Origin of the sequence: Streptomyces sp. JJ66, from assembly GCF_019303495.1 — a bacterium.
Classification (GTDB): domain Bacteria; phylum Actinomycetota; class Actinomycetes; order Streptomycetales; family Streptomycetaceae; genus Streptomyces.
Map to the genome: position 1 here is coordinate 136,099 of NZ_JAEVFI010000011.1, position 24,252 is coordinate 160,350.

Genomic DNA, 24,252 nt, shown 5'->3' on the forward strand with positions numbered 1-24,252 from the left:
GCGTTCTCCTTAGTGATCATCTAGCCCCCCACTGGACGGGGAGGGATACCGGGTTGTGGTTGACGTCGCCCACGCGCCACCGGAGTGCTGACTCCGGGACGGCGAGCCGGAGTTCGGGGAAGCGGGCGAGCAGCCCCGAGAGGGCCGCGGTCAGTTCCATGCGGGCCAGCGGCGCGCCCAGGCACCGGTGGATGCCGTGCCCGAAGGCCAGGTGCCCGGCCTCCGGCCGCCCGGCGACCGGGCAGCCGGAGGCCGGGTCGGCCGCTGGGAAGCGGCCGGGGCTGGAGCGGTCGGGGTCGAAGCGGTCGGGGTCGAAGCGGTCGGGGTCGAAGCGGTCGGGGTCGGGGAAGGCGGCGGCGTCGCGGTTGGCGGAGCTGAGGGCGAAGAAGACCGCCTCCCCCGCCGGGATGGTGACGCCGCCCAGCGGCACATCGCTCAGTGCGAGGCGCGGCAGCCCCGAGGTGTCGGTGCCGAACAGGTTGACCGTGCGCAGCAGTTCCTCGACGGCGGCCGGGATCATCCCGGGCTCGCGGCCGAGCCGCCGCCACTGCTCCGGCGCGTGCTCGATCAGCGTCAGGACGGAGTTCGCGAGGTGCCCGGCCGTCGAGTCGTAGCCCGCGCCGAGCAGGGTGTAGCCGAGCACGATCAGTTCGGTTTCGCTCAGCCGCGCTTCCCCGTCCCGCGCCGCGACCAGCGCGGAGAGCACGTCGTCGGCCGGTTCCCGGCGCTTGGCCGCGACGAGGGCGGCGATGTACTCGCCGAGCTGCTCCCGGGCGGCGAGGGCGCCTGCCCCGGGGTCCCCGGATTCTTCTGTGCCCGTGACGGCGGCGAAGGCGCGCACCCAGCCGTGGAAGCGGTCGCGGTCCTCCTCCGGGACGCCCAGCAGGCGGCAGATGACGGCCATGGACAGCGGGGCGGCGAAGCCGGAGACCAGGTCGGCGGGGGCGGGGCCGGTGGCGAGGCCGTCCAGCAGACGACCGACGGTCTTCTCCACGAAGGGCGCGAGCGCCGCGATCCGCTCCCCGGAGAAGGCTTGTTCGGCCAGGCGGCGCAGCCGGGTGTGCTCGGGGGCGTCGAGCGAGGCGATCATCTCCGGCGGCGCCTGGAAGAGGCCGCCGAGGTCGGGGGCGCCGGGCGCGTGCACGGCCGCCCGGCTGAACCGGGGGTCCGCCAGCCCCGCCATGACGTCCGCGTGCCGGCTGACCAGCCAGACGTGGGTGCGGCCGCCGTCCAGGGCCAGTCGCGCCACCGGCCGCTGGGCGCGCAGCCGGGCGAACGCGGGGGCCGGGCCGCGGTAGCTGGAGCCGGGGAGGGGAAAGACGGTGGGGTCTTCCGCCGGGTCAGTCACGGTGCTTCCTTCCAGATCAGTTGCCCGGGGACGGCCCGAGGGGGTACCGGGCGCTCCGGTACCCCCTCGGGGTGGCGCGGTGCCGCCGGGTGCCGGGGTCAGCTGGCGGAGGCGGTCGTGCCGCTCGGCGCGCGGTCGGCGTCGCCGTCGTCCTCCCCCTCGGTGTTCCAGTCCTCCGCCCGCAGTCGGCGGGGGATGGTGAACATCAGGAAGAACGCCAGCACGGCGATGGCGCCGTAGACCCACAGGGTGGTCTGGAAGCTGCTGGCGAAGGCGCGGCCGGTCACGTCCCGGGCACCCTCGGCGAGCACGTCGGCCACCGGCTCGCCCTGGAGGACGGGTTCGGCACAGCTGGGCGGCACGACGGAGTGGTCCTTCTGGGCCGCCCGGTCGGCCTGGCAGACGCCGAAGGCGGTGACGATCTCGTTCGCCCGGTCCTCGGAGACACCGGCGGTGGCCACCAGTTCCTGGCGCAGCTCGGCGGCCTGGGCCGTCGCGCTGGCCGTGGTGTTGCCGACGAGTCCGCCGAAGAAGACGACGCTGACCAGCGCACCGCCGATGGCGAAGCCGAGCTGGGTGTTGGTGTTGACGATGCCGGAGGCCGAACCGGCGTCCTGGTGCGGGGTTTCGGAGGTGACGATCTCCGGGAGCGGCGCGGCGACCAGGCCGAAGCCCATGCCGATAAAGAGCAGCGGCAGCGCGAGGTGCCAGGAGGTGATGTCGGCGCCGTACTCACCGGCGACCCAGATGTACCCGCCGAGGCCGAGCAGGACGATGACGATGCCGTACTGGAGCACCTTGCGGCCGTACTTGGGCACGAGCGCGATCATCGCCGCCGAGGAGGTGAGGAAGGCACCGATGCAGAAGGGCAGGCTGGTCAGGCCCGCGCGCATCGGGGTCCAGCCGAGGCCGATCTGCATGTAGAGGGTCCAGCCGAGGAAGAACATGCCGGTGCCGATGTAGAAGGCGAGCTGCACGATCAGGCCGGAGGAGAAACTGCGGGTGCGGAAGAGGTTCAGCTCGACCAGCGGCGAGCCGTCCGTGCGGATCTTGTGGCGCTGCCAGAGCAGGAACCCGCCCAGGGTGGGAACGGCGGCGATCATCAGGACGTAGCCCCACACCGGCCAGCCCAGCTCCCGGCCCTGGAGCAGCGGGTAGAGCAGCATCAGCATGACGGCGCTGGCCAGCACCACGCCGATGACGTCGAGCCGCAGCGCCCGGGGAGCCTTGGACTCGCGGATGACTTTCGGCCCCATCAGCAGGCAGGCGAGGCCCACGGGGGCGTTGATGAGGAAGACCAGCCGCCAGTCGAGGTTGAAGAGGTTCCACTGGACGAGGAGACCGCCGGCCGCCAGGCCGAGCGCGGCGGCCAGACCCGCCACCACGCCGTAGAGGGCGAAGGCGGTGCCGCGCTCGCGGTCGGGGAAGGTGACGTGGATGATCGCGAGGACCTGCGGGACCATGACCCCGGCGAAGGCGCCCTGGAGCACCCGGGAGATCACCAGCTGCCAGGGCTCCTGGGCGAGTCCGGCGGTGATGGAGACGAGGGTGAAGCCCGCCATGCCGAGGAGGAAGACCTTCTTGCGCCCGAAGATGTCTCCGAGCCGGCCGCCGAGGATGAGCATCATCGCGAAGGCGACCTGGTAGCCGACCAGAATCCACTGGACGGCCGCGTAACCGGCGCCCAGGTCGCGCTGCATGGACGGGGCGGCGACGTTGGCCACCGTCGAGTCCAGCATGTCCATGAAGGCGGCGATGAGCAGCACCAGCAGGGCGATCCAGCGCTTGGGGTCGAGCCCTTCGCCCCCCGCCGAAGTCTCCTTCTCCTTGGGCGGCTGCTCCGCCTGTACCGTCTCCTCCAGCTTCACCTCCGTCTCCCCGGACGGGACGTTGTGGGACGTAATAGTCATGACGAAGCCTCTCTGAGGGGTGGGTTCGACCGGTCCTGCGCCCGTCGTCATCCGAAGGATGACCCCGGGTGGTGGAGCCCCGGTGGAGTACGGCTCAAGCGGGGTGCGGGCACGCCGGGACCGGCGTTCCTGGCCCGCTGATGCGGGTGCTCGGCGGCCTCGGCGACGCTGAGCACCGGCGTCACGCAGGCGTCGGTGCGGGCGAACCGGGCCGCCCACTCGTCCCGCTCGCGGGTAGCGAAGCGGTCGGCGAACTTCTGTGCCAGCATCGCCCAGTTGGCGGTGTCGTCGCGGTCCGGCAGGTCGGCGGGACGCAGGCCGAGGCCGTCGAGCAGCGCGGCGTAGAACCGGTCCTCCAGGGCTCCGACGGCGACGTACCGGCCGTCGGCGCAGCGGTAGCAGCGGTAGAAGGGCGCCCCGCCGTCGAGCAGGTTGGCGCCGCGCTCGGGCCGCCACTGTCCGGCGGCGGCCATGGCGGTGAGCATGCCCAGCAGGGCCCCGGTGCCGTCCACGATGGCGGCGTCCACCACCTGGCCCAGGCCCGTCCTGGTGCGCTCCAGCAGCGCCGCCAGCACCCCGGCGACCAGGAACATGCCACCGCCCGCGAAGTCGCCCAGCAGGTTCAGGGGCGGCAGCGGAGGCCCTTCGGCCGGGCCGATGGCGTGCAGGGCACCGGAAAGCGCGAGGTAGTTGATGTCGTGCCCGGGGCTGTGGGCCAGCGGTCCGTCCTGGCCCCAGCCCGTCATGCGGGCGTAGACCAGGGCGGGGTTGCGGCGCAGGCACTCCCCGGGACCGGCGCCGAGGCGTTCCATGACGCCGGGGCGGAAGCCCTCTACCAGGACGTCGGCCCCGGCGGCGAGTTCCAGCAGCCGCGCGCGCCCGCCGGGTGTCTTCAGGTCCAGCTCCACCCGGCGCCGCCCGCGGTCCAGTTCGCGGTGCCAGGCGGCGAACGCGCGCGGGGCGCCGGGGCGGTCCACGCGCAGCACGTCGGCGCCGAGGTCGGCCAGCACCATGCCGGCGAAGGGCGCGGGGCCGATCGCGGCCAGCTCCACGATGCGCACCCCGCGCAGCGGTCCGGCCCGTGTCGTGGTCTCCCCGCCCGGCGCGGGGGGCGCCGGGCTCTCGTCAGTCAGGGTCATGGGCGAGAAGGTAGGGACGGGCGGTCGATGTCCTCTTGAGCGCGCGTGGGGTGGGTTGAAGCCCGCGTGGGGTGGCGGACGGTGACCTCGACCGGCCTTCGAGCGGCCCCCGGCAGCCTGGGCGCGACCCACCCGCGCCCCGGCGGACCGCCGTCGGCCGAGCAGGAGTTGCCCATGCCCACGGACACGTCCCCGGACCCCGCAAGCCCCACGGACACCACGGACCCCACGGAGGTCGCTCCCTTCCGCGTCGCCTTCCCCGAAGCGGCGCTGGCGGACCTGCGCGACCGGCTCGCCCGGACCCGCTGGCCCGAGCCCGAGACCGTCCAGGACTGGTCGCAGGGGGTGCCACTGGCCTACCTGCGGGAGCTGTGCGACTACTGGCAGCACACCTACGACTGGCGGGCCACCGAGGCGCGGCTGAACGCGGTGCCGCAGGTCCGCACGGTCATCGACGGTCTGGGGCTGCACGCGCTGCACGCCCGCTCGCCGCACCCGGACGCGCTGCCGCTGCTGGTCACGCACGGCTGGCCCGGCTCGGTGGTGGAGTTCCTTGACCTGCTGCCCGAGCTGACGAACCCGGCCGACCCCGCCGACGCCTTCCACGTCGTCTGCCCGTCGCTGCCCGGCTTCGGCTTCAGCGACAAGCCAGCCAGCCCCGGCTGGACGGCCGAGCGCATGGCCGCCGCGCTGCCGGAGCTGATGAGCCGGCTCGGCTACGAACGCTTCGCCGCGCACGGCGTGGACTGGGGCTCCTTCATCACCGCGATCATGGGCGAGACGGACACCGGGCGGCTGGTCGGCCTGCACGTGACGATGCCCTTCGCCCGGCCGCCGCAGGAGGAAGCCGCCCTCTCCGAGGCGGACTACGCGGGGCTGGCGGCGCTGAAGAAGTTCCAGCAGGAGGAGGGGGGTTACTCCGTCCTCCAGGCGACCCGGCCGCAGACCCTCGGCTACGCGCTGACGGACTCCCCCGCGGGCCAGCTGGCCTGGATGGCGGAGAAGTACCGGGCCTGGAGCGACCACGGCGGCGACCCGCACGGCGTCATCGACCGCGACCGCCTGCTGGACGCCGCGACCGTCAGCTGGCTGTCCGCGACGGCGGCCTCCTCGGCGCGGATCTACTGGGAGAGCCAGAACAAGCTGGCCCTCGCCCCGGTGAAGGTCCCGGCGGCGGTGTCCAACTTCCCCCGGGACGGCCGCATGCCGCGCCCCTGGATCGAGAACCGGTTCACCGACCTGCGCCAGTGGCGCGACCACGACCACGGCGGTCACTTCCCCGCCCTGGAGCAGCCCGGCCTGCTCCTGGACGACCTGCGCACGTTCTTCCGGCCGCTGCGCTGAAGCGGGCGGCGAGCGGATGCCCCTGCGGGGAGACTGTGCGGGTACACGGACCAAAGCCCCGGCCGCACGGAGGCCCGGGCCAGGCGACACGGCGGGAGGCCGCGAACGGTGAGCGGGACGACGACCGGGGTGCTGACCCTGCGGCAGCTGAACCGGGCGCTGCTGGAGCGGCAGGCGCTGACGCGGCGGGTGGACCTGCCCGCGCTGGCGGCGCTGGAACACCTGGTGGGCATGCAGGCGCAGGCACCCCTGCCGCCCTACACCGGCCTGTGGACGCGGCTCGCCCGCTTTTGCCCGGAGGACCTGGCCACGCTGATCACCGACCGCCAGGCGGTGCGTCTGGTGCTGATGCGCGGCACGATCCACCTGGTCAGCGCGGCGGACTGCCTGGCCCTGCGCCCGGTGCTCGCGGCCGGGTTGCAGCGGGCGCTGGGCAGCACCTTCGGCCGTCAGCTGGCCGGGGTGGACGCCGCCGAGGTGGCCGCCGAGGGCCGTCGGCTGGTGGAGGAGGAGCCGCTGACCCTGGGCGGGCTCGGCGCGCGGCTGGCCGAACGCTGGCCGGAGCACGACCCGTTCGCGCTGGCCAACGCCGTCCGGGCGCTGGTGCCGCTGGTCCAGGTGCCGCCGCGCGCCGTGTGGGGGCGCAGTGGCCAGGCTGTGCACACCACCGCCGAGGCGTGGCTCGGACGCCCGCTGGAGGCGGACACCGCCGCCGAAGGGCTCGTCCTGCGGTATCTCGCCGCCTTCGGACCGGCGAGCGTGAAGGACGTGCAGAACTGGTCGGGGCTCACCCGGCTCAGCGCGGTGGTGAAAGCCCTCAGGCCACGGCTGCGCACGTTCCGCTCCGAGGACGGGCGCGAACTGTTCGACGTGCCGGACGCCCCGCTGCCCGACGCGGACAGTCCGGCACCGGTGCGCTTCCTGCCCGAGTTCGACAACATCCTGCTCGGCCACGCCGAACGCGACCGGATCATCTCGGCCCAGGCCCGCCGCGAGGTGCTGACACGCAACGGGCTGGTGCGGGCGACGGTGTTGGTGGACGGCTTCGTCAGCGGCGTGTGGCAGCTCACCGAGAAGCGGGGCCGGGCGACGCTGGAGGTGTCTCCCTTCCGCCAGCTGTCCCGGGCCGAACGCGCGGCGGTCGAGGAGGAGGGCACCCACCTGCTCGCCTTCGCGGCGGAGAGCGCCACGACGCACGAGGTGCGGATCGGCGCCCCGGACTGATCGTCCCGGACCGGTCGTCCCGGACCGGTCGTACCGGACCGGTCGTCCCGGGCTGATCGTCTCAGAGAGATCGCCCCGGACCGGTCCTCCCGGCAGATCACGACAGGTATCGGCAGACCCTGGCAGGTAGGTGGCACGCGTACGGGCCGGGACCGGAGCAGCCGCCCGGTCCCGGCCCGTACGGCTGGGTCACCAGGCCGGGAGGTCGAGGAACTCCAGGACGGCCACCGTCCAGACGTATCCGGCGCCGACGCCCATCACGGCCACCCGGTCACCGGGCTGGGGACGGCCCGCCTCCACCAGCTGGTTGAGCCCGGCCAGTTCGTCGGCGGCTCCCATCTGGCCGCGCGTCAGCCCCCAGTCGTAGACGGTCGTGGCCCGGTCCATGCCGAGCAGGCCGTAGACGGAGAAGCCCGCGATGGTTTCGGGGAGGTTCTGGTGCACGAAGTGGGCGAGCCCGGCCTTGTCGGTGCCGGACTCGGCCAGCGCCCGGTCCAGCACGGTGACCGCGTTGCGGGTGATCTTCTCGATCACCTCGTCGTAGCCGTCCTCGTCGGCGGCGAGGAACTCCCGCTTGCGCGCACCGAGATCGATGGGTTTGCCGTCGGGGAAGGGCGTGTCGGCCCAGCCGCCCGTGCCGCGCTCCATCGGCTCCAGCGTCGGGTCGGCGACGGAGACGGTGGCCAGCAGCCGGGCGAAGCCGCCCTGGCGGGAGAGCACGAGTGCGGCCGCGCCGTCGCCGTAGACCACCTGATCCCCCGCGGACCAGCGGTCAACGTACGGCAGCCGGAAGGTGTCACCCGCCGTGACCAGCGCGGCGGACGCCCCGGGCCGGGCGCTCAGGTGGGAGGCGGCCAGTTCCAGCGCCGCCAGGCCGCCGTTGCAGCCCTGCCGGACTTCGACGGCGATGCCGGTGCCGCCGACGCTCTCGTTCTGTACGAAGCTGGCCGGAGTCCAGAAGTCGAGCCCCTGGTGGCCGACGTAGGCGTGCAGCACCAGATCGACGTCCTCGCCGGTGACGCCCGCGCGCTCGGCGGCCTGGCGCGCGGCTACGGCGGCCAGCACCGGACCCGGCTGGCCCGGGCCCGCCGTGCGGACCTCGCGGTAACCGGCCACCGCACGCGCGGCCTCGGTGTAGCGGCCGGCCGCGATGGCGTCGGCGGGAGTCTCCACGGTGTCCGGGTAGCACGCCCCGAGTCCGGCGACGTACAGGTTGTTCCAGCGCATGACGCGTCCTTTCCGTGCGATGTACGGGGTCAGGGGGCCGGTGGCCAGTGGCCGGTGGCCGCGCTCAGCCGACCGGCACCGGCGGCGCGGACGGCGACGGCTCCGGCGGCGCGGACGGCGGCAGGGTGGCGATGTGACCGGCCAGGGCCGCGATCCGCGGGGTCCGCAGGACCTGCCCCACCCGGACCCTGACCCCCAGCTCGGCCCGGATGCGCGCCACCAGGGCGGCGGCCAGCAGCGAATGCCCGCCGAGCGCGAGAAAACTCTCCTCCGCCCCGGCCACCGCGACGCCCAGCACCTCCGCATACATCCGGCACAGCGCATCCTCTACCGGCGTGCGCGGCGCTCGCGGCAGGGGCGCTTCGCTCGCGGCGGCGGGCAGCGTCCCGGGGTCCGGCAGGGCCGCCCGGTCCACCTTGCCGTTGGGGGTGAGCGGGAACACCGGCAGCGGTACCACCACGGCCGGGACCAGGTGCTCGGGCAGCGACCGCGCCAGGTGCGCGCGCAGTTCACCCGGGGTGGCCTCGCCTTCCAGCACCGCGTAGGCGACCAGGCGCGGGCCCCCGGCGTCCGCGCGCCGGACCACCACGGCCGCCCGGGCGACGGCCGGGTGCCGCAGCAGTGCCGCCTCCGGCTCCCCCGGCTCGACCCTGAAGCCCCGGATCTTGACCTGGTCGTCGGCCCGGCCGGTGAACTCCAGCCCGCCGCCGGGCAGCCGCCGCACCACGTCGCCGGTGCGGTACATCCGGGTGCCCGGCGGGCCGTAGGGGTCGGCGACGAAGCGAGCGGCCGTGAGCTCGGGCCGGTTCCAGTAGCCGTCGGCCACCTGGGCCCCGGCGACGTACAGCTCGCCGCTCTCCCCCGCGCCCACCGGCTCCAGCCGCCCGTCCAGCACCCGCAGCCCCACGTGGTCCAGCGGACGCCCGAGCGGGACCACCGAGGGCCACTCCCCGGGATCGGCGGGCAGGACGTGTGCCGTGGCAGCGTGCGTCTCGGCCGGACCGTAGACGTTGACCAGGCGGAACGGGCAGTCGCGGCGGAAGGCGCGGATCGCGCCGTCGGTGCGCAGCGCCTCGCCGCCCTGGAGGACGCGGCGCAGGGCGGGCAGCGCCGAGCCGCGCTCGGCCGCGAGGGTGAAGACGGTCTCGATGACGGCGGTCGGCGCGTACAGCTCGTGGATGCGGCGCTCGTCCAGCCACTCGGTGAACGCGGTGAGGTCGCGGCGCAGGGCGTCGGCGGGGATCACCAGCGTCCGGCCGGTGACGAGGGTGGCCAGGATCTCCTGCACGCAGAAGTCGAACCCGAGCGCGGTGAACTGGGCGGTGCGTTCGCCGGGCTGGCCGGGCAGGGTGGACGCGTGCCAGCGCAGCAGGTTGGCCAGGCCGCGTCCCGGCATCACCACGCCCTTGGGCCGCCCCGTCGAGCCGGAGGTGTAGACGAGGTAGGCGGGGTGGGCCGGGGTCAGCGCGGCGGTGCGCGCGCTGTCGCCGGGTACCGTGGCGGGCTGCGCGGCGACGGTCCGGCCCACGCCGGGGGCGGTCAGGTTGACGGTGCGCCCCGGGTCCGAGGCGGCCGGGGGCAGGACGCCGCCCGCGGTGAGGACCAGCGCCGGGTCCGCGTCGGCCAGCAGGTAGCCGATCCGCTCCGGCGGGTACTCCGGGTCCACCGGGAGGAAGGCGGCACCGGCCTTGAGCACGGCGAGCAGGGCGACGACCAGCTCCGCCGAGCGCGGCATGACCAGGGCCGTCACCCGGCCGGGACCGGCTCCGCGCCGGATCAGGTGGTGCGCCAGCCGGTTGGCCCGCGCGTCGAGTTCGGCGAAGTCCAGGGCGGTGTCCTCGAACTCGACCGCCGGGGCGTGCGGGGAGCGCCGCACCCGGTCCTCGAACAGGGTCACCGGCAGGCCGGGACCGTCCGGGGCGGCGGCGCTTCCCCCGACCGCGACGGGGGCGACGGCGGTGTCCGGGGCGACGGCGGTGTCCGGGGCGACGGGGGCGGCCGGGGCCTGGGCGGTGTGCGCGGTGCAGGCGGCCAGGGGGGCCGGGCCGAAGACGGGAACCCACCCGGCCGGTACCGCGACGGTGACAGGCCACAGCGAGTGCCGTCCGGCCGCGTCGGCGAGCACCAGGTAGCTGCCGTCCGCGTCCTCGAACGGCGCCGGGACGCTCACGGCAGCAACGCGCCCGGGCGGCGGTCCGCTCCGGAGCACGGGGAGTAGGGGTCAAGCAGGTCGCTGGGGTGGTACTCCAGCGCGAGCCGGGTGCCCGCGCCGATCGCCACCGCCGCCTCGGTGAGCACGTCCAGCGCGAGGTGGTCCTCCAGCGCTATGCCGGTCGAGTCGAAGACGGTCAGCCGCTCCCGGGCGGCGGCGAAACGCTCCGGCTCGGCGCACACCCGGCTCAGCTCCGGACCGATGTGGTCGGCCGTCAGCTGCTGGCACTCGCCCTCGCGCCGTGCCTGCTCCGGGTGGTCGGGGACGACCAGCGCGCGGTGGAGCAGGCCGGGCGGCAGCTCGGTCTTGCCGATGAGGTCGGAACCGATGGCGTTGACGTGCAGGTGCTCGCGGGTCGGCACGTCGGGCAGGACGGGCGCCGCGCCGACCTCGGTGGAGGTGGCGGTGACGATGATGTCGCAGGACCGCGCGATGTGTGCGGGATCGGCGGGCCGGACGTCCAGGCCGAGGAAGGCGGCTCGCCGGGCGAAGCTCGCCAGGTGGGCCGGGTCACGGTCGTGGGCGAGCACCGTACGCACCGGGAACTCCAGTGCCAGCGCGTGGAGCTGGGTGACGGCCTGCGCCCCGGTGCCGATCAGCCCGACGGTGGCGCTGTCGGGGCGGGCCAGCGCACGGCTGGCGACGGCGGTGACGGCGCCGGTGCGCAGCGCGGTGAGCAGCACCCCGTCGGCCACCGCCAGCAGTCGGCCGGTCAGGTCGTCGTAGCGGGCTACCGTGCCGAGAATCGTGGGCAGGCCGTAGCGCCCGGGGTTCCCGGGACTGTAGGCGACGGTCTTGACGGTGACGCCGTTCCCCGGCTCCCGGTGCGGCATCCACTCGATGATGCCGGGCACCGGTTCCGCCCGGTTGAAGCCGTCGCGCAGCGGACTGAGTTCGGCCGCACCGGTGTGCACGGCGGCCAGCCCTTCGGCGATCCGGTCGATGACGCGGCGCATCAGCTCGTCCCGGCCGTACTCGTGCAGCATCCGGACGATGTCCGGCTGGGTCAGGAGCAGGGTGTCCATGGACTCTCCCGTTGAGTTCTGGCGGCCTTCGCCGCGCGGTGGCGTCCTCACGGTGGAAGGAAGCCCTCGAAGGACGCTCGGCCTCCGCTGCACTGCGGCTCGCCCACCCCGGGCTCGCCCGCCCCGGCCCGCCGCGTCAAGCGCGCCTGTAGCGGGCGCGGCTCTACTGCGCCGGTGCTCGCGGCCGGACGGCGGACGTCCCCCCTCCGGCTGCCGCGTCCGGTCGCGGGCACGCCCGGCACCCCCGCACCGGCCGGGCCGGACGCAGCACAGGCCGCATCGCAGGCCGCGTCCCAGACCGCATCGCGCAGTGCGTCGCAGGCCGCATCGCAGACTGAGAGGACACCCCATGCGCCCCACCACCGCTTCCGCCACCGGCTCCGCCGGGCGCCGAGGCGCCCCACCGCACCGGCTGGCCCACGTCACCGGCCTCCTGCTGGCGGCGCTCGTGCTGCTGCTGGGTCCCGGCGCGGTCCCCGCCGCCCCGCACTCCGGCGCGGCTCCCGCCGCCGCCCACGACGGTGCGCACCGCACGCCCGCCGCCCACGACGGTGCGCACCGCACGGCCGCCGCCGTGACGGGCACCTGGGATCTCACCGTGACCATCGACCTGGGCCACGACACGGTGACCACCGTCACCCGCTTCTACTTCCACCCCAACCGCACGCTCACCACCGACTCCACGCATGACAGCGGCGACCCGGCCTTCGCGGGCAGCGGCTACTGGACGGCGGACCGGGGTCGGCGGTTCAGTTTTTTCGTGACCCACCCCGACGCCCCCGCCGACCCGGGGGCCGGTGACCCAGGCGTGCCGACGGGCACGGTCAACGCCGTCCACCAGGGGAAGCTGAAGGGCCGTTCGGCGTTCACCACGACAGCGAGCGCGTTCGTGCTGAACGACCTGGACGGCGGCGTGCTGGGTCCCATTCCGGTGAGCACGAAGGCCGTCAAGGTGTCCGACAGCCCGTCGTGACACCGGCTGTCGCAGGCCGCCCGCTGGTCGGCCGCCCCGCTCGCGCGGGGCGGCCGTAGCGCTCTCCCGACAGGGTCAGCGCTCGCCGTCCGGGCGCTCGCCGTCGTCCGGGCGCTCGCCGTCCGGGCGCTCGTCGTCGGCCGGGCGCTCGTCGTCGGCCGGGACGCCGGGCCGTGGGGTCACCCCGGGCACGGTGAGTCCGGGCGCGGGCAGCTCCCCGCTCACCAGGTAGCGGTGCACCGGCTCGTCCACGGCCGGGTTGCCGCCGAGCACGTACACCTCGTGCTCGCCGGAGTCCTCGACCGTGATCAGCGCGTGGCCGAGCAGTTCGGCCATCGCGGCTCCGCCCTCGTAGTGGTCCAGCGGGTCGCCGTCGGCCTGGACGACGACCCCGGCGGGGTAGCCCGCCCGTTCCAGCCGGGTCGGCGGCTCCATCGGTTCGAAGGTCCGGAACGCGCCTACCCACGGCTGGGCGCGCAGCACCCCGTAGCCGTAGGGGAAGCGGCGGCGGAACTCCCGCATGTCCGCGTAGTAGGTCTCCAGGTCGCCGGGCCACTCGTGCTCCAGGGTGATGGCTTCGAGTACCCCGATGCGCAGCTCGCCCGCGTTGTCCTCCGGCCGCCAGACAGTCTGGCCTGCCAGCAGCCCGCGCACGGCGTCCACGTCGCCCTCCGCCGCCGCCGAGCGCAACCGGCCTACCAGGAGCCCCAGTTCCTCCCACTGGCCGCGATCCGTCGAGCGGGTGCCCATGGCGCCGTCGAAGAGTGTGCGCTGCCGGTGGTCGCCCGCCGCCTGCTCCAGCGCGGCGGCCACGCCCTCCACGGTCTCCAGCACCTCGGCGGTGGTGCGGCCGAGACCGAAGTGCCGGTGCCGGGCGCCCGTCCACCCGGCCCAGGCCCGCACGTTGCGCAGCACGGCGTCACCCTGCCGCAGGAACTGCTCCCGCCAGGTCCAGTGCGGTCCGACGCAGGAGTCGAGCACGCTGCGGTCCAGACGGCCGGGGAACATGCTGCCGAACACGGCACCGACGTAGGCGCCGTAGGCGTAGCCGACGAAGGTGACGCGTTCCTCGCCGAGCACCGCGCGCAGCAGGTCCATGTCGCGGGCGGTGTTGCGGGTGCTGATGTGGGGACGCAGGGTGCCGCCGCCCCGGCGGCAGCCCTCCTCCCGGCGCCGCATGTCCTCGGCCAGGAGCGGGAAGGCGTCGTCAGCCGGACGGGAGTCGAACGGCGCCCGGGCGGCCACCACCTCGGCGTGCAGCGGGGTGGAGGCTCCGGTGCCCCGGGGGTCGAACCCGATGACGTCGTACACCTCGTGGACCGGCGTGCCCGCGAACCGGGAGGGCATGCGGACGCCCTGGCCCCAGTCGCCGCCGGGGCCGCCGTTGACGGCCAGCAGCACGCCGCGCCGCCGGGCCGGGTCGGCGGCCCGCAGTCGGCTCACCGCGAGGGTCAGCCGCTCCCCCGCCGGGTCCGCGTAGTCGCGCGGGACCTCCAGGACGGCGTGTTCCAGCGGTGGCCCGCCCCCCGCGCTCGCGGCGTCGGTGGTCCAGTGCAGCGGCTGGGTGCTGAGGGCGGTCAGCGCGTCGGCCGTCGCGGAACCGGTCTGTGTGGTCATCACACGTATACCTCCGTTCGAGTCGGACGCGCAGTATCGGGCGGCGCTCTCGAAGCTGCCTGGACCCGCCGGTGCCCCGCGCGGCTCCCGGCCCGGAGCACGCTCCGGCGGGGCGGGGCGGCGTCGGCCCTCCAGACCGGCTCCACCACCAGCCCAGGTGCCGCTGCCACCGTCTGCGGACACCCACCGGCCGAAACCGTACGAGAGGGACGTGATGGCCAAGATCACCTTCAAGCACCCCGACGGCGCGGAGACGGTGGTTGACGTCACCCCGCCCAACACCGTCATGCGAGCCGCGAAACTGCACGGCGTGGACGGCATCGTCGCGCAGTGCGGCGGGTCCGCGCAGTGCGGCACCTGCCACGTCTACGTCAGCCCCGACAACGAGGTGCCGCTGCCCCGGATGGACGCGGTCGAGGACGACGTGCTGTACGGCACGTACAGCCCGCGCCGGGAGACCAGCCGGCTGAGCTGCCAGCTCCCGGTGTCCGATGAGCTCGACGGGCTGGTCGTCCACCTGCCCGAGGGCCAGCTCTGATGCCCGCCCCAGCCGCCCCACCGGGACCGGCCGGTTCCGGCCCGGTGCCGGGCAGTTCCGGCCCGGTGCCGGGCAGTTCCGGCCCGGTGCCGGGCAGTTCCGGCCCGGGGCCGGTCGTCATCGTCGGGGCCGGTCCCGCCGGGGCGGGCGTCGCGACCGAGCTGCGGGAGCGCGGCTACGGGGGGCCGATCACGCTGGTCGGGAAGGAGGGCGTGCCGCCCTACCAGCGCCCGCCCCTGTCCAAGGGCTACCTGACCGGCACCACCTCCCCCGGCGAGCTGCCGATCCGGCCAGCCGCCTGGTACGGCGAGCGCGGCATCGACCTCCTCACCGACGACCCCGCCCGCGCGCTCGACCCGCACCGCCAGCGGGTCACCCTGCACTCGGGACGTGAACTCCCCTACGGCAGGCTGGTCCTGGCCACCGGAGCCCGTCCCCGGCCGCTGGCCGTCCCCGGCGCGACGCTGCCCGGCGTGCTGTCCTTGCGCAGCCTGGCCGACGCCGACGCGCTCGCCGCCGCACTGCGGCCCGGCGGCCGGGACCTGCTGGTCATCGGCGGCGGGTTCGTCGGCCTGGAGGTCGCCGCCGCCGCCCACGCGCTGGGCTGGCGCGTCACGGTGGTGGAGGCGGGACAGCGGCTGCTGGCCCGGTCCGTCAGCCCCCGGCTCTCCGCCCACCTCGCCGCCGTCCACCAAGCCCACGGTGTCCGGGTGCTGACGGGGCGTGAGGTGGTGGCGCTGTGCGACACCGGCTCGGGCCGCGTCGGGGCGTTCGAGCTGGCGGGCGGCGAGCGGTACGCGGCGGACGTGGTGGTCGCCGGGATCGGCGTGCTGCCGGAGACCCGCCTCGCCGCCGACGCCGGACTGAGCGTCGGCGACGGCGTCCTGGTGGACGCGCTGCTGCGCACCAGCGACCGCGCGGTCTACGCACTGGGCGACTGCGCCCGCTTCCCAAACCACTCGGCCGGACGCATGACCCGGCTGGAGTCCGTGCAGAACGCCGCTGACCAGGCCCGCTGCGTGGCCGCCGGGCTGTGCGGCGAGCCCGAACCCTACCGGGCGGTGCCCTGGTTCTGGACCGAGCAGTACGGCCTGCGGGTGCAGATCGCGGGCCTCACCACGGGCCACGACCAGACCCTCGTCCACGGGGACGTGGCGGGCGGCCGGTTCTCCGTCTTCTGCTTCCGCGCGGGGCGGCTTGTGGGCACCGAATCGGTGAACCGGACCGCCGACCACATGATCACCCGTCGGCTGCTGGCCTCGGGCGCCCCCGGACCGCGCCCCGAGGACGTGGCCCGCCCGGACTTCGACCTGCGCACCCACCAGCACCTGGCTGTCTGAACGACCTTCCACCACCCGTCCTAAGGAGATCCCGCCATGAGCACCGGCACCGCCGACTCCACCACCACCACCGCCGAGGCCCCCGGCGAGCCCGAACAGCCGGTCTTCCCCTACGCGCGGGCGTGCCCGTTCAGCACGCCGAAGGAGTACGCGCAGATGGTTGAGGAGGACGTCTCCCAGGTCACCCTGCGCGGCTCGGGCCTGCGGATATGGACGGTCACCGGCTACCACACCATCCGGGAGCTGCTGACAGACCCGCGCGTGAGCGCCTCGCGCAAGCACGCCAACTTCCCCTTCTACTTCATCGCGCCACCGGAGTTCCGCACGGAGACCTCCTTCATCGGCTACGACGGCGCCGAGCACACCAGCACCCGCCGCAAGGCCGCGCTGACCTTCACCCACCGCCAGGTGCAACGGCTGCGCCCGCGCATCGAGGAGATCGTTGACGACCACCTGGACCGGATGCTGGAGATGGAGCCGCCGGTGGACATGCACCGCGTCTTCTCGCTCGCGGTGCCGATGACCGTCATCTGCGAGCTGCTGGGCATCCCGCAGGACGAGCACGACTTCTTCATCAAGCACGGCACCGCCCTGCTGGGCGGCCACAGCACGGCGGAGGAGCGCCAGGCGGCGATCGTCGAGGTCAACGCCTACGTGGAGCAGCTGATCCGGATCAAGGAGGAGAAGCCGGGCGAGGACCTGCTGAGCCGGGCGATGGCCGACTACCGCGCGTCGGGCGAGGAGTACACCGACCGCGACCTGTTCAACATGGTGCGGCTGCTGATGAACGGCGGCCACGAGACGACCGCGAGTCAGATCTCCCTGGGCACCGCCTGCCTGCTGGAGAACCCGGACCAGCTCGCCCTGCTGAAGGCCGACCCCGAGCTGGTCAAACCGGCGGTCGAGGAACTGGTGCGGATCGCCACCATCGGCGACACGGCCATCCCGCGTGTGGCGCTGGAGGACATCGAGATCGGCGGCAAGGTCATCCGCGCGGGAGACGGCATCCTGTGCCTGGGCCTGGCCGGTAACCGGGACCCGGAGGTCTTCCCCGAGCCCGACAAAATGGACATCAGCCGGGGCAGCCGCAAACACCTCGGGTTCGGCCACGGCGTCCACCACTGCATCGGCGCGGACCTGGCCCGGCTGGAACTCCAGATCGTGTGGAGCAAGCTGTTCGCACGCATCCCGACGCTGCGCCTGGCCACCCCCTTCGCGGACATCCCCCGCAAGGAGGGCGCGGTCATCTACGGCCTGTGGGAGCTGCCCGTCACCTGGTGAACCCGGCCCCCCAGACCACCGGTGTGCCGGCCACCAGCACGGGCCAGGCCTGCGACACCAGCCGAACCTGGCGAACGCGATCTGCCCCGGTGACACCGACCGCACCGGCTCCCGGAGCTGAGCGGAACCCAACGGGGGGTGGCGCGACCGTCGGTCGTGCCACCCCCCGTGCCTGTGCCCCGCGCCTGGCTGGGTCAGCCGAACGCCCTGATACCCGACCAGTCCACCGAGAGAACCGTCTTCACGTGGGCGTTGGTGTTGGTCTTCGACGGGTGGTAGACGCGCATCGTGCCGTCCTTCCCCGAGCGGGCCCACAGGTCCGGAATGCGGTCCCCGTTCACGTCAGGGATGGCGATGATGGCCGTGATGTTGGTGGCCGTCCAGTTTGAGCCGTATTTCTGGTCTCCATCACGGGAGTTGACGGACAGTCTGAGCGATTGCAGATCGACGCTGCCCGCCTTCGCCCCCGGCTTGCCGTGACGCAGGTACATGTTGCCGTTCTCCAGGTTGCGCCACAGCAGGTCGGGCGTCCCGTCCAGGTCAATGTCCGCCACGTTGACGACTTCCCGGGTAGCCCAGGCGGTGTGCTGCATCAGCGTCGCCTTCTGGAAGCTCGCTCCGGTGTAGCCGGTGAGCATCCAGTACTCCTTCCCCGCGCGCAGCGCCAGGTCGGGGAGCTTGTCGCCGGTCACGTCACCCACGGCCTTGATCTGTGTCCACCCCGCCGGGTCGGGGGCGTTGGAGGGCAGCAGGACCCGCAGGCGCTTGTCCACGTTGAAGCTGCCGTAACCGTCGCCGGGGTAGAGCCAGAAGCCGCCGTCGGGGGTGCGGGCGAACAGGTCCGTCGCACCGTCGCCGGGGTAGGTGTCGGCGTACTTGGCGATCAGGGCGGCCTTGCCGGTGTCGGGGTCGTACCAGTGGCCGGGCTGGTTGAGGGTGCCCTTGGAGTTGTAGGAGGCGGCCATGGTGCCGTACAGCTCGCCCTCGGGGTGACCGGGCAGACCGCGCAGCTCGCCGGAGGGGTAGATGGTCAGCAGGTCCGGGCGTCCGTCGCCGCCGAGGTCACCGGGGCCGTCGGCCTCCGAGCGGGGCGGCACGTAGAAGTGATAGTCGGTGCGCTCGCTGCGGTTGCCGACCGCGTCGTAGGCGTAGACGTGCAGGTAGATCGGGCCGGAGTGCGGGGGTTTGAGGTTGGAGACGGTGGCCTTGCCGGAGCTGGCGGTGACCGTCTTGTAGCTCTGGCTGGAGAAGGTGTACTTGAACTTGGTCGCTCCGGCGGAGGAGAAGGTGGCCGATCCGCTCTCCCCGAACGTCATGTTCGCCCAGGTGGCGCCGTCTGAGGTGGCCGCCGTGAAGACCTCGCTCTCCACCGTCGGCGCCGGAGGCGCGGAGGCATCGATGGTGATGCGGCAGGGCTTCGTACCCGGCGGGAAGAACGTGGAGACAGCGCCCTCGCTGTCCTCGGCCCGGACATCCCAGTAGTAGCTGGTCTTGTCCGCCAGCGTGGTGGAGGGGATCGTGATCGAACCCCGGCCACTGCTGAGCGTGGTGTCAAGGGTGCCGCTGGGGGCCGACGTACCGGCCTTCCAGAAGCGGAAGCGCAGGCCCTTCAGGTTGCCGTCGGGATCGCTGGACCTCGCGGAGATGACGAGGTTGGTCTTGGCGACGGTGCGTCCGCTGGTGGTGCAGGCGCCGCCCGGGGTCATCGTGCCGTCGGTGGGCTCCTTGGGCTTGCGGTTGTAGTCCACCGTCAGGGTCGCGGTGGAGGCCCGGAACTTGCGCCAGGTGTAGGTGCTGGTCTCGGTGGTCGCCCGCAGGCCCAGGGTGATGTTCGACCAGCCGTTCTTGGCGCCCTTCTGCGCGGCGTCCTTGACGTTGAAGGACACGTACTCGTCCTTGCACCTCGACCCGTAGCCGTGCGCGAAGGACTTCTTCTCCTGCAGGGTGGACCAGGAGGGTTGCTTGTTCCAGGTGGCCGTCACCCCCTGGAAAGAGGGCAGCGGCACAGCCGATCTGACGGACGCCGAGCCCGGCTCCCCCGTCCCCGTCGCTGACCTTCCCGTCGCCCTCGGCGTCCCCGAAGGCACCGACCCGGCCGATGTCGCCGGTGACTGGACGGTGGGGCTCGCCGCGCCCGAGACCTCCCAGGACGCGGGCGTATCCGGCCTGGTCATGAAGATCACGCCGCCCACCAGCGCCGACCCCGGCGCCCAGGTGGACCTCAGCGTCGACTACACCGCCTTCGCCGACCTCTACGGTCCGCAGGCCGCCGACCGCTTCGGCCTCATGCTCCTGCCGGACTGCGTCTACGACGCGCCCGACTCCGGCGACTGCGCCCCCGACAGCGGCGTGAGCACCATGTCTCTGTCCGCCGAGGAGAGCACCCCGGCCGGCGACGCCTTCCAGCCGGTGCCCAGCGAAGTGGAGCTGGTGCCCGCCGCCAAGGCCCCCACCCGCGCCGAAGCCCCCGAGGGAACCACGACCCGCCGCATCGTCACCGGCTCCGTGCCGGTGGGCCAGTTGCTCGGTGAGGACGCCGGTTTCGCCTCCCGGGCCGAGGGCGCCTCCGTGCGCACCGCGGCGCTGCCCGCCGCCGGGACCTCGGCCGGCTCCGGCGTCGTCGGCGCGCTGGACACCGGCGCGTCGGCGTCCGGCGACTACACCGCCACCCCGCTGTCGTCCGCCGGTTCCTGGGCCGCTGGCTCCTCCTCCGGCGCCTTCACCTACTCCTACCCCTTGCAGGTCCCCGAGACGGCCGGCGGCCTGGTGCCCAAGGTCGCGCTGGGCTACTCCTCGCAGTCCGTGGACGGACGCACCTCCGCCACCAACAACCAGGCGTCCTGGATCGGCGACGGCTGGGACTACAACGCGGGCGCCATCTCCCGCACCTATGCCAACTGCCGCCAGGACTCCAAGAAGTCGGGCTCGAACAACGCCAAGCACCGCACGGCCGACCTGTGCTGGGGCTCGAACAACGCCACCCTCTCCCTGGGCGGCATGACCACCGAACTGGTCTGGGACAAGGACAAGGGCACCTGGTTCACAGCGAACGGTGACGGCTCCAAGGTCGAGCTGCGCAAGGACACCAAGCTCGGCAACGGCGACGCCGACGGCGAGTACTGGGTCGTCACCACCCGCGACGGCACCCGCTACCACTTCGGGCGCCACCGGCTGCCCGGCTGGTCCGAGGGCGACCCGGTGACCAACTCCGTCCTGTCCGTCCCGGTCTACGGCAACCACCCGGGCGAACCCTGCTACCAGGCAGGCAACTGGGGCAAGTCCTCGTGCACGCAGGGCTGGCGCTGGTCCCTGGACTACGTCGAAGACGTCCACGGCAACGCCATGTCCCTGTGGTGGAAGCGCGAGACCAACTACTACGCCAAGAACTTCAACTTCAAGGCCCCCGTCTCCTACCACCGTGGCGGCTACCTCACCCGCATCGACTACGGGCAGCGCGCCTCCTCGCTCTTCTCCGCCAAGCCGCTGGCGCAGGTCTCCTTCACCGTCGCCGAACGATGCTACGCCGAGGACGGCGTCACCTGCTCGGAGGAGAACTTCAGCGCCAAGGACCCGGGTAAGTACCGCATCTGGTACGACACCCCCGCCGACCTGCGCTGTGCGCCGGGCAAGCAGAAGTGCTGGAACGCGGGCCCCTCGTTCTGGACCCGCAAGCGGCTGGACAAGGTCGAGACCAGGACGCAGCGCGTCCGTGGCTCCGAGAGCCTGAAGCTCGTCGATACCTACCAGCTCAAGCAGAAGTTCCCGGTGTTGCGCACGGGCCCCAACACCGCCCTGTGGCTGGAGTCGATCAGCCGCACCGGGCACGGGGTGGACGGCAAGACCGCGAAGCTCAGCCCAGTGCGCTTCGAGTCCAACGCCGACGACATGCCCAACCGCGTCATGCGGGGAAGCAATGACCCGCGTCCTGGCTTCTCCCGGCTGCGCATCGCGCGCGTCATCAACGAGTACGGCGGCGAGACCGTCATCAACTACCGCAAGCCCGCCGGTGAGTGCGCCAGCGGTACCGGGCTGCCCGGCAAGTCGGATAAGGCGGCCCTGAAGTCCAACAACCGCCTGTGCTACCCGGTGTTCTGGCATCCGGACCCGGAGGCGGAAGAAATCGACTGGTTCCACAAGTACGTGGTGGATTCCGTCGAAGAACTCCCCAACGTGGACGGCGCCTTCTCCACCCACACCCGCTACGGCTACCAGAACGCCGGCTGGCGGCTCGCGGAGCAGGAGTTCACCAAGAAGTCCCGGCGCACCTACTCCAAGTTCGCCGGGTTCGAACAGGTCACCGTCCTCACCGGCACCACTGACGCGGCCATCGGCAGCAAGCCCACCAAGGCCGTCACCCGCTTCTTCCGGGGCATGGGCGCCAGCGTGCCCGTGAAGTCGGTCACCGGGCAGGAAATCGCCAAGGACGAGGAGCCCTTCGCGGGCCGCATCGCCGAGGAGCTCACCTACGCGGAGGCCAGCGACGCCGACGACAAGTGGCTGACCCGCACCATCACCCAGCCCGACGCCACCCAACTCGGCAAGCGAGTGCGCGGCGACGGCCTGAGCGACCTGCGCGCCTGGCGGGTGACCGAGCCCCGCAGCGTCTCCTACACCAAGTCCTCCGGCACCGGCGACGACCAGCGCACCGAACGCGCCGTCGAGACCAAGACCACCTACGAGCCGGTCTACGGCCTGCCCACCCGCACGGAGTTCCTCGGCGACACCGGCAAAACCGGCGACGAGTCCTGCTCGCTGATGGAGTACGTCCACCACCAGGGCAAACACCTCATCGGCCTGACCAAGCAGGTCCGCACCAGCGCGACGACCTGCGCCAAGGCCACCTTCAGCGACCTCAGCACCCTGGCCTCCGCCAGCCGCACCGCCTACGACGGCGGTGACTACGGCGCCGCGCTGAGCGGATCGACCCGCGGCCTGCCCAGCAAGACCTGGTCGCTGAAGGCCGACGGCTCCGGCTTCCAGACGGACGGCAGCGCCACCTTCGACGCCATCGGCCGCGTCATCAAGCAGACCGACCCCGACCAGAAGTCCTCCACCATCACCTACGACCCGCCCACCGGGCAGGCGTACAAGGTCATCCACCGCAACCCCCTCCTGCACACCGAGACCAGCGAACTGGACCCGGGCCGCGGCACCACCCTCAAGCGGACCGACACCAACGGTCACTCCCACCTGATCAGGTTCGACCCGCTGGGCCGCCTGACCGAGGCGTGGGGGCCGGGACGCAGCCCCGGGAATGACAAGGTGCCGGACTTCCAGGCCACCTACACCACCCCCGACTACGATCCCGCTACCCAGATCCGCAAGCCCCCGTACATCACCACCCGCACCCGGGGCCACGACGACCGCGTGGAAACGTCCGTCACCCTCTACGACGGCATGGGCCGCGAGCGGCAGAGCCAGGAGCAGGCCACCGGCGACGGGCGCCTGATCACGGACACGCTGTACAACACCTCCGGTGAGGTGTGGCAGACCAACAACGCCTACTTCACCGAAGGCAAGCCCGAAGGCGAGCTGTTCACCCCGCTCGCCGACACGGCCGTACCCAACGCCACCCGCTACACCTACGACGGCCTGGGCCGGGTGCTGACGGAGATGCCCGTCCTGCGGGGCTCCGACACCCCCGAGCGGGCCACCCGCTACACCTACGGTGCCGACCACTCCACGGTGATCAACCCCAAGGGCGGCGCGTCCTACCGCGTCTTCTCCGACGCCCTGGGCCGCACCACCCGCGTGGACACCTTCACCGACACCGACCGCGAGAAGTTCACCTCCCTCCGGTACGGCTACGACAAGCGCGGACAGCTCGCCCGGGCCACCCACTCCGCCGACCCGGACCACCCCTGGTCGTGGACCTACGACGGGCGCGGCCGGATGAAGACGGCCACCGACCCGGACACCGGCACCACCCGCACCACCTACGACCACCTCGACCGGCCGGTGACGGTCACCAACGCGCGCGGCATCACGGTGTGGACCGGGTACGACGTGCTCTCCCGCCCCACCCAGCAGCGGCTGGACAACTCCACCGGCACCCTGCTGGCGGCGTACGGCTACGACGCGGCGGCCGGCGGCAAGGGCCTGCCCTCCACCGCCACGCGCTACACCGACGGCCAGCCGTACACGATGAAGGTGGACGGCTACACCGACGACTACGCCCCCACCTCCACGACCCTCACCCTGCCGCACACCGTCGCGACCACCTGGGGTCTCAAGAGCTCCTACACCTACGGCTACGAGTACACCGACACCGGGCTGGTGCAGTCCGCCACGCTTCCCGCCGCCGGGAACCTCGAAGCCGAAAAGCTCGTCACCCGCTACAACGAGGACGGCCTGCCACTGTCCGTCTCCGGCAAGGACTGGTACGGCTCCGAGGTCGTCTACTCCCCCTACGGGCAGGTCCAGCGCGCCACGCTCGGCCCGCAGCCCAACCGGGTGTGGACCCAGGCCAACTACGACGAGGCCAGCGGCGCGCTCACCGACCAGATGGTCTACCGCGAGCAGACCGGCTCCCAGGCCGTCGTCGGCGGCAACCTCGTCTCCCACCGCTCCTACTGGTACGACCCCGCGGGCAACGTCACCGCCATCCGCGAGCGGGCCAAGGGCATCGAGGAACGGCAGTGCTTCCGCCACGGACCCGCTCGGCCAGCTCACCGACGCCTGGACCTCCAGCGAGCAGCCCTCCTGCGCCAAGGGGCCCATCAGCTCCGACGGCACCGTCAACGTCACCGGCGGCCCGGACGTCTCCGGCTACTGGCAGGAGTACGAGTACGACCTGCTCGGCAACCGCACCTCGCTGGTGGAGAAGGACCTCGGCGGCGACACCGCCAAGGACGCCACCACCACCTACACCTACGGCAAGGCCGACGGCAGCCAGCCGCACACCCTCACCAAGGTGAAGAAGGCGTACACCACCCCGGCCGGCGCCCAGGTGACCGCCGAGGCCGAGCGGCTGTACGAGCTGACGGGTGAAACCAAGTCCGTCACCTCCATCGACAACGGCGACAGCCAGGACCTCACCTGGACCTACGACGGCAAGATCGAGCGCATCACCGG

The 24,252-nt window shown here is 72.9% G+C and carries 15 protein-coding genes; 7 read left to right on the forward strand and 8 right to left on the reverse strand.

What is annotated here, in order from left to right; genetic code table 11:
* Nucleotides 1-16 precede the first annotated feature (16 nt).
* From JJV70_RS23215 to JJV70_RS10340, 3 genes are all read right to left on the reverse strand, one after another.
* The gene (locus JJV70_RS23215; RefSeq protein ID WP_219047525.1) at nucleotides 17-1,348 is read right to left on the reverse strand and encodes a cytochrome P450; all 1,332 of its coding nucleotides are present in this window, start codon (nucleotides 1,346-1,348) and stop codon (nucleotides 17-19) included.
* Nucleotides 1,349-1,446: 98 nt separating this feature from the next.
* Entirely contained in the window at nucleotides 1,447-3,258 is a 1,812-nt protein-coding gene (locus JJV70_RS10335) for an MFS transporter (RefSeq protein WP_219047526.1), read from the reverse strand.
* Between the two features lie 47 nt (nucleotides 3,259-3,305).
* A complete protein-coding gene (locus tag JJV70_RS10340; protein ID WP_219047527.1) occupies nucleotides 3,306-4,397 on the reverse strand; it encodes a CaiB/BaiF CoA-transferase family protein in 1,092 nt (363 codons plus the stop codon).
* A gap of 174 nt (nucleotides 4,398-4,571) precedes the next feature.
* Here JJV70_RS10340 and JJV70_RS10345 point away from each other — a divergent pair, with 174 nt between their 5' ends.
* Both JJV70_RS10345 and JJV70_RS10350 read left to right on the forward strand, forming a co-directional pair.
* Entirely contained in the window at nucleotides 4,572-5,741 is a 1,170-nt protein-coding gene (locus tag JJV70_RS10345) for an epoxide hydrolase family protein (RefSeq protein WP_219047528.1), read from the forward strand.
* Nucleotides 5,742-5,849: 108 nt separating this feature from the next.
* On the forward strand, nucleotides 5,850-6,965 hold the full coding sequence (locus JJV70_RS10350) for a winged helix DNA-binding domain-containing protein (RefSeq protein ID WP_219047529.1): 1,116 nt from the start codon (nucleotides 5,850-5,852) through the stop codon (nucleotides 6,963-6,965).
* Between the two features lie 189 nt (nucleotides 6,966-7,154).
* Here the strand turns inward: JJV70_RS10350 and JJV70_RS10355 are convergent, their stop codons facing one another.
* From JJV70_RS10355 to JJV70_RS10365, 3 genes are all read right to left on the reverse strand, one after another.
* Entirely contained in the window at nucleotides 7,155-8,192 is a 1,038-nt protein-coding gene (locus JJV70_RS10355) for a ketoacyl-ACP synthase III family protein (RefSeq protein WP_219047530.1), read from the reverse strand.
* A gap of 64 nt (nucleotides 8,193-8,256) precedes the next feature.
* Nucleotides 8,257-10,362, reverse strand: a complete 2,106-nt coding sequence (locus JJV70_RS10360) for an amino acid adenylation domain-containing protein (protein ID WP_219047531.1) — start codon at nucleotides 10,360-10,362, stop codon at nucleotides 8,257-8,259.
* Nucleotides 10,359-11,429, reverse strand: coding sequence for an ornithine cyclodeaminase family protein (locus JJV70_RS10365; RefSeq protein ID WP_257573696.1), 1,071 nt, complete (start codon nucleotides 11,427-11,429; stop codon nucleotides 10,359-10,361). Before JJV70_RS10365 ends, JJV70_RS10360 begins: the two co-directional genes overlap by 4 nt.
* Nucleotides 11,430-11,778: 349 nt before the next feature.
* Between JJV70_RS10365 and JJV70_RS10370 the strand changes: the two genes are divergently transcribed.
* Nucleotides 11,779-12,402 (forward strand): hypothetical protein, encoded by a 624-nt coding sequence (locus JJV70_RS10370; protein WP_219047532.1) that lies wholly within the window; start codon nucleotides 11,779-11,781, stop codon nucleotides 12,400-12,402.
* Between the two features lie 75 nt (nucleotides 12,403-12,477).
* On the opposite strand, the gene JJV70_RS10375 is transcribed toward JJV70_RS10370, so the two are convergent.
* Entirely contained in the window at nucleotides 12,478-14,019 is a 1,542-nt protein-coding gene (locus tag JJV70_RS10375; protein ID WP_219047533.1) for an alpha/beta fold hydrolase, read from the reverse strand.
* Between the two features lie 214 nt (nucleotides 14,020-14,233).
* Here JJV70_RS10375 and JJV70_RS10380 point away from each other — a divergent pair, with 214 nt between their 5' ends.
* The 3 genes from JJV70_RS10380 to JJV70_RS10390 are packed head-to-tail and all read left to right on the forward strand — an operon-like array spanning nucleotide 14,234 to nucleotide 17,178.
* Complete coding sequence (locus JJV70_RS10380) at nucleotides 14,234-14,557, forward strand: 2Fe-2S iron-sulfur cluster-binding protein (RefSeq protein ID WP_219047534.1); 324 nt, start codon at nucleotides 14,234-14,236, stop codon at nucleotides 14,555-14,557.
* A complete protein-coding gene (locus tag JJV70_RS10385; RefSeq protein ID WP_219047535.1) occupies nucleotides 14,557-15,897 on the forward strand; it encodes an NAD(P)/FAD-dependent oxidoreductase in 1,341 nt (446 codons plus the stop codon). The genes JJV70_RS10380 and JJV70_RS10385 overlap by 1 nt, the downstream gene beginning before the upstream one ends.
* A 36-nt stretch (nucleotides 15,898-15,933) precedes the next feature.
* Complete coding sequence (locus JJV70_RS10390; protein WP_219047536.1) at nucleotides 15,934-17,178, forward strand: cytochrome P450; 1,245 nt, start codon at nucleotides 15,934-15,936, stop codon at nucleotides 17,176-17,178.
* A 194-nt stretch (nucleotides 17,179-17,372) separates the two neighbouring features.
* Here JJV70_RS10390 and JJV70_RS10395 read toward each other — a convergent pair whose 3' ends face one another.
* Entirely contained in the window at nucleotides 17,373-19,184 is a 1,812-nt protein-coding gene (locus JJV70_RS10395; protein ID WP_257573697.1) for a hypothetical protein, read from the reverse strand.
* Between JJV70_RS10395 and JJV70_RS10400 the strand changes: the two genes are divergently transcribed.
* Nucleotides 19,150-24,168, forward strand: coding sequence for a hypothetical protein (locus JJV70_RS10400; RefSeq protein ID WP_374227276.1), 5,019 nt, complete (start codon nucleotides 19,150-19,152; stop codon nucleotides 24,166-24,168). The genes JJV70_RS10395 and JJV70_RS10400 overlap by 35 nt on opposite strands.
* Nucleotides 24,169-24,252 lie beyond the last annotated feature (84 nt).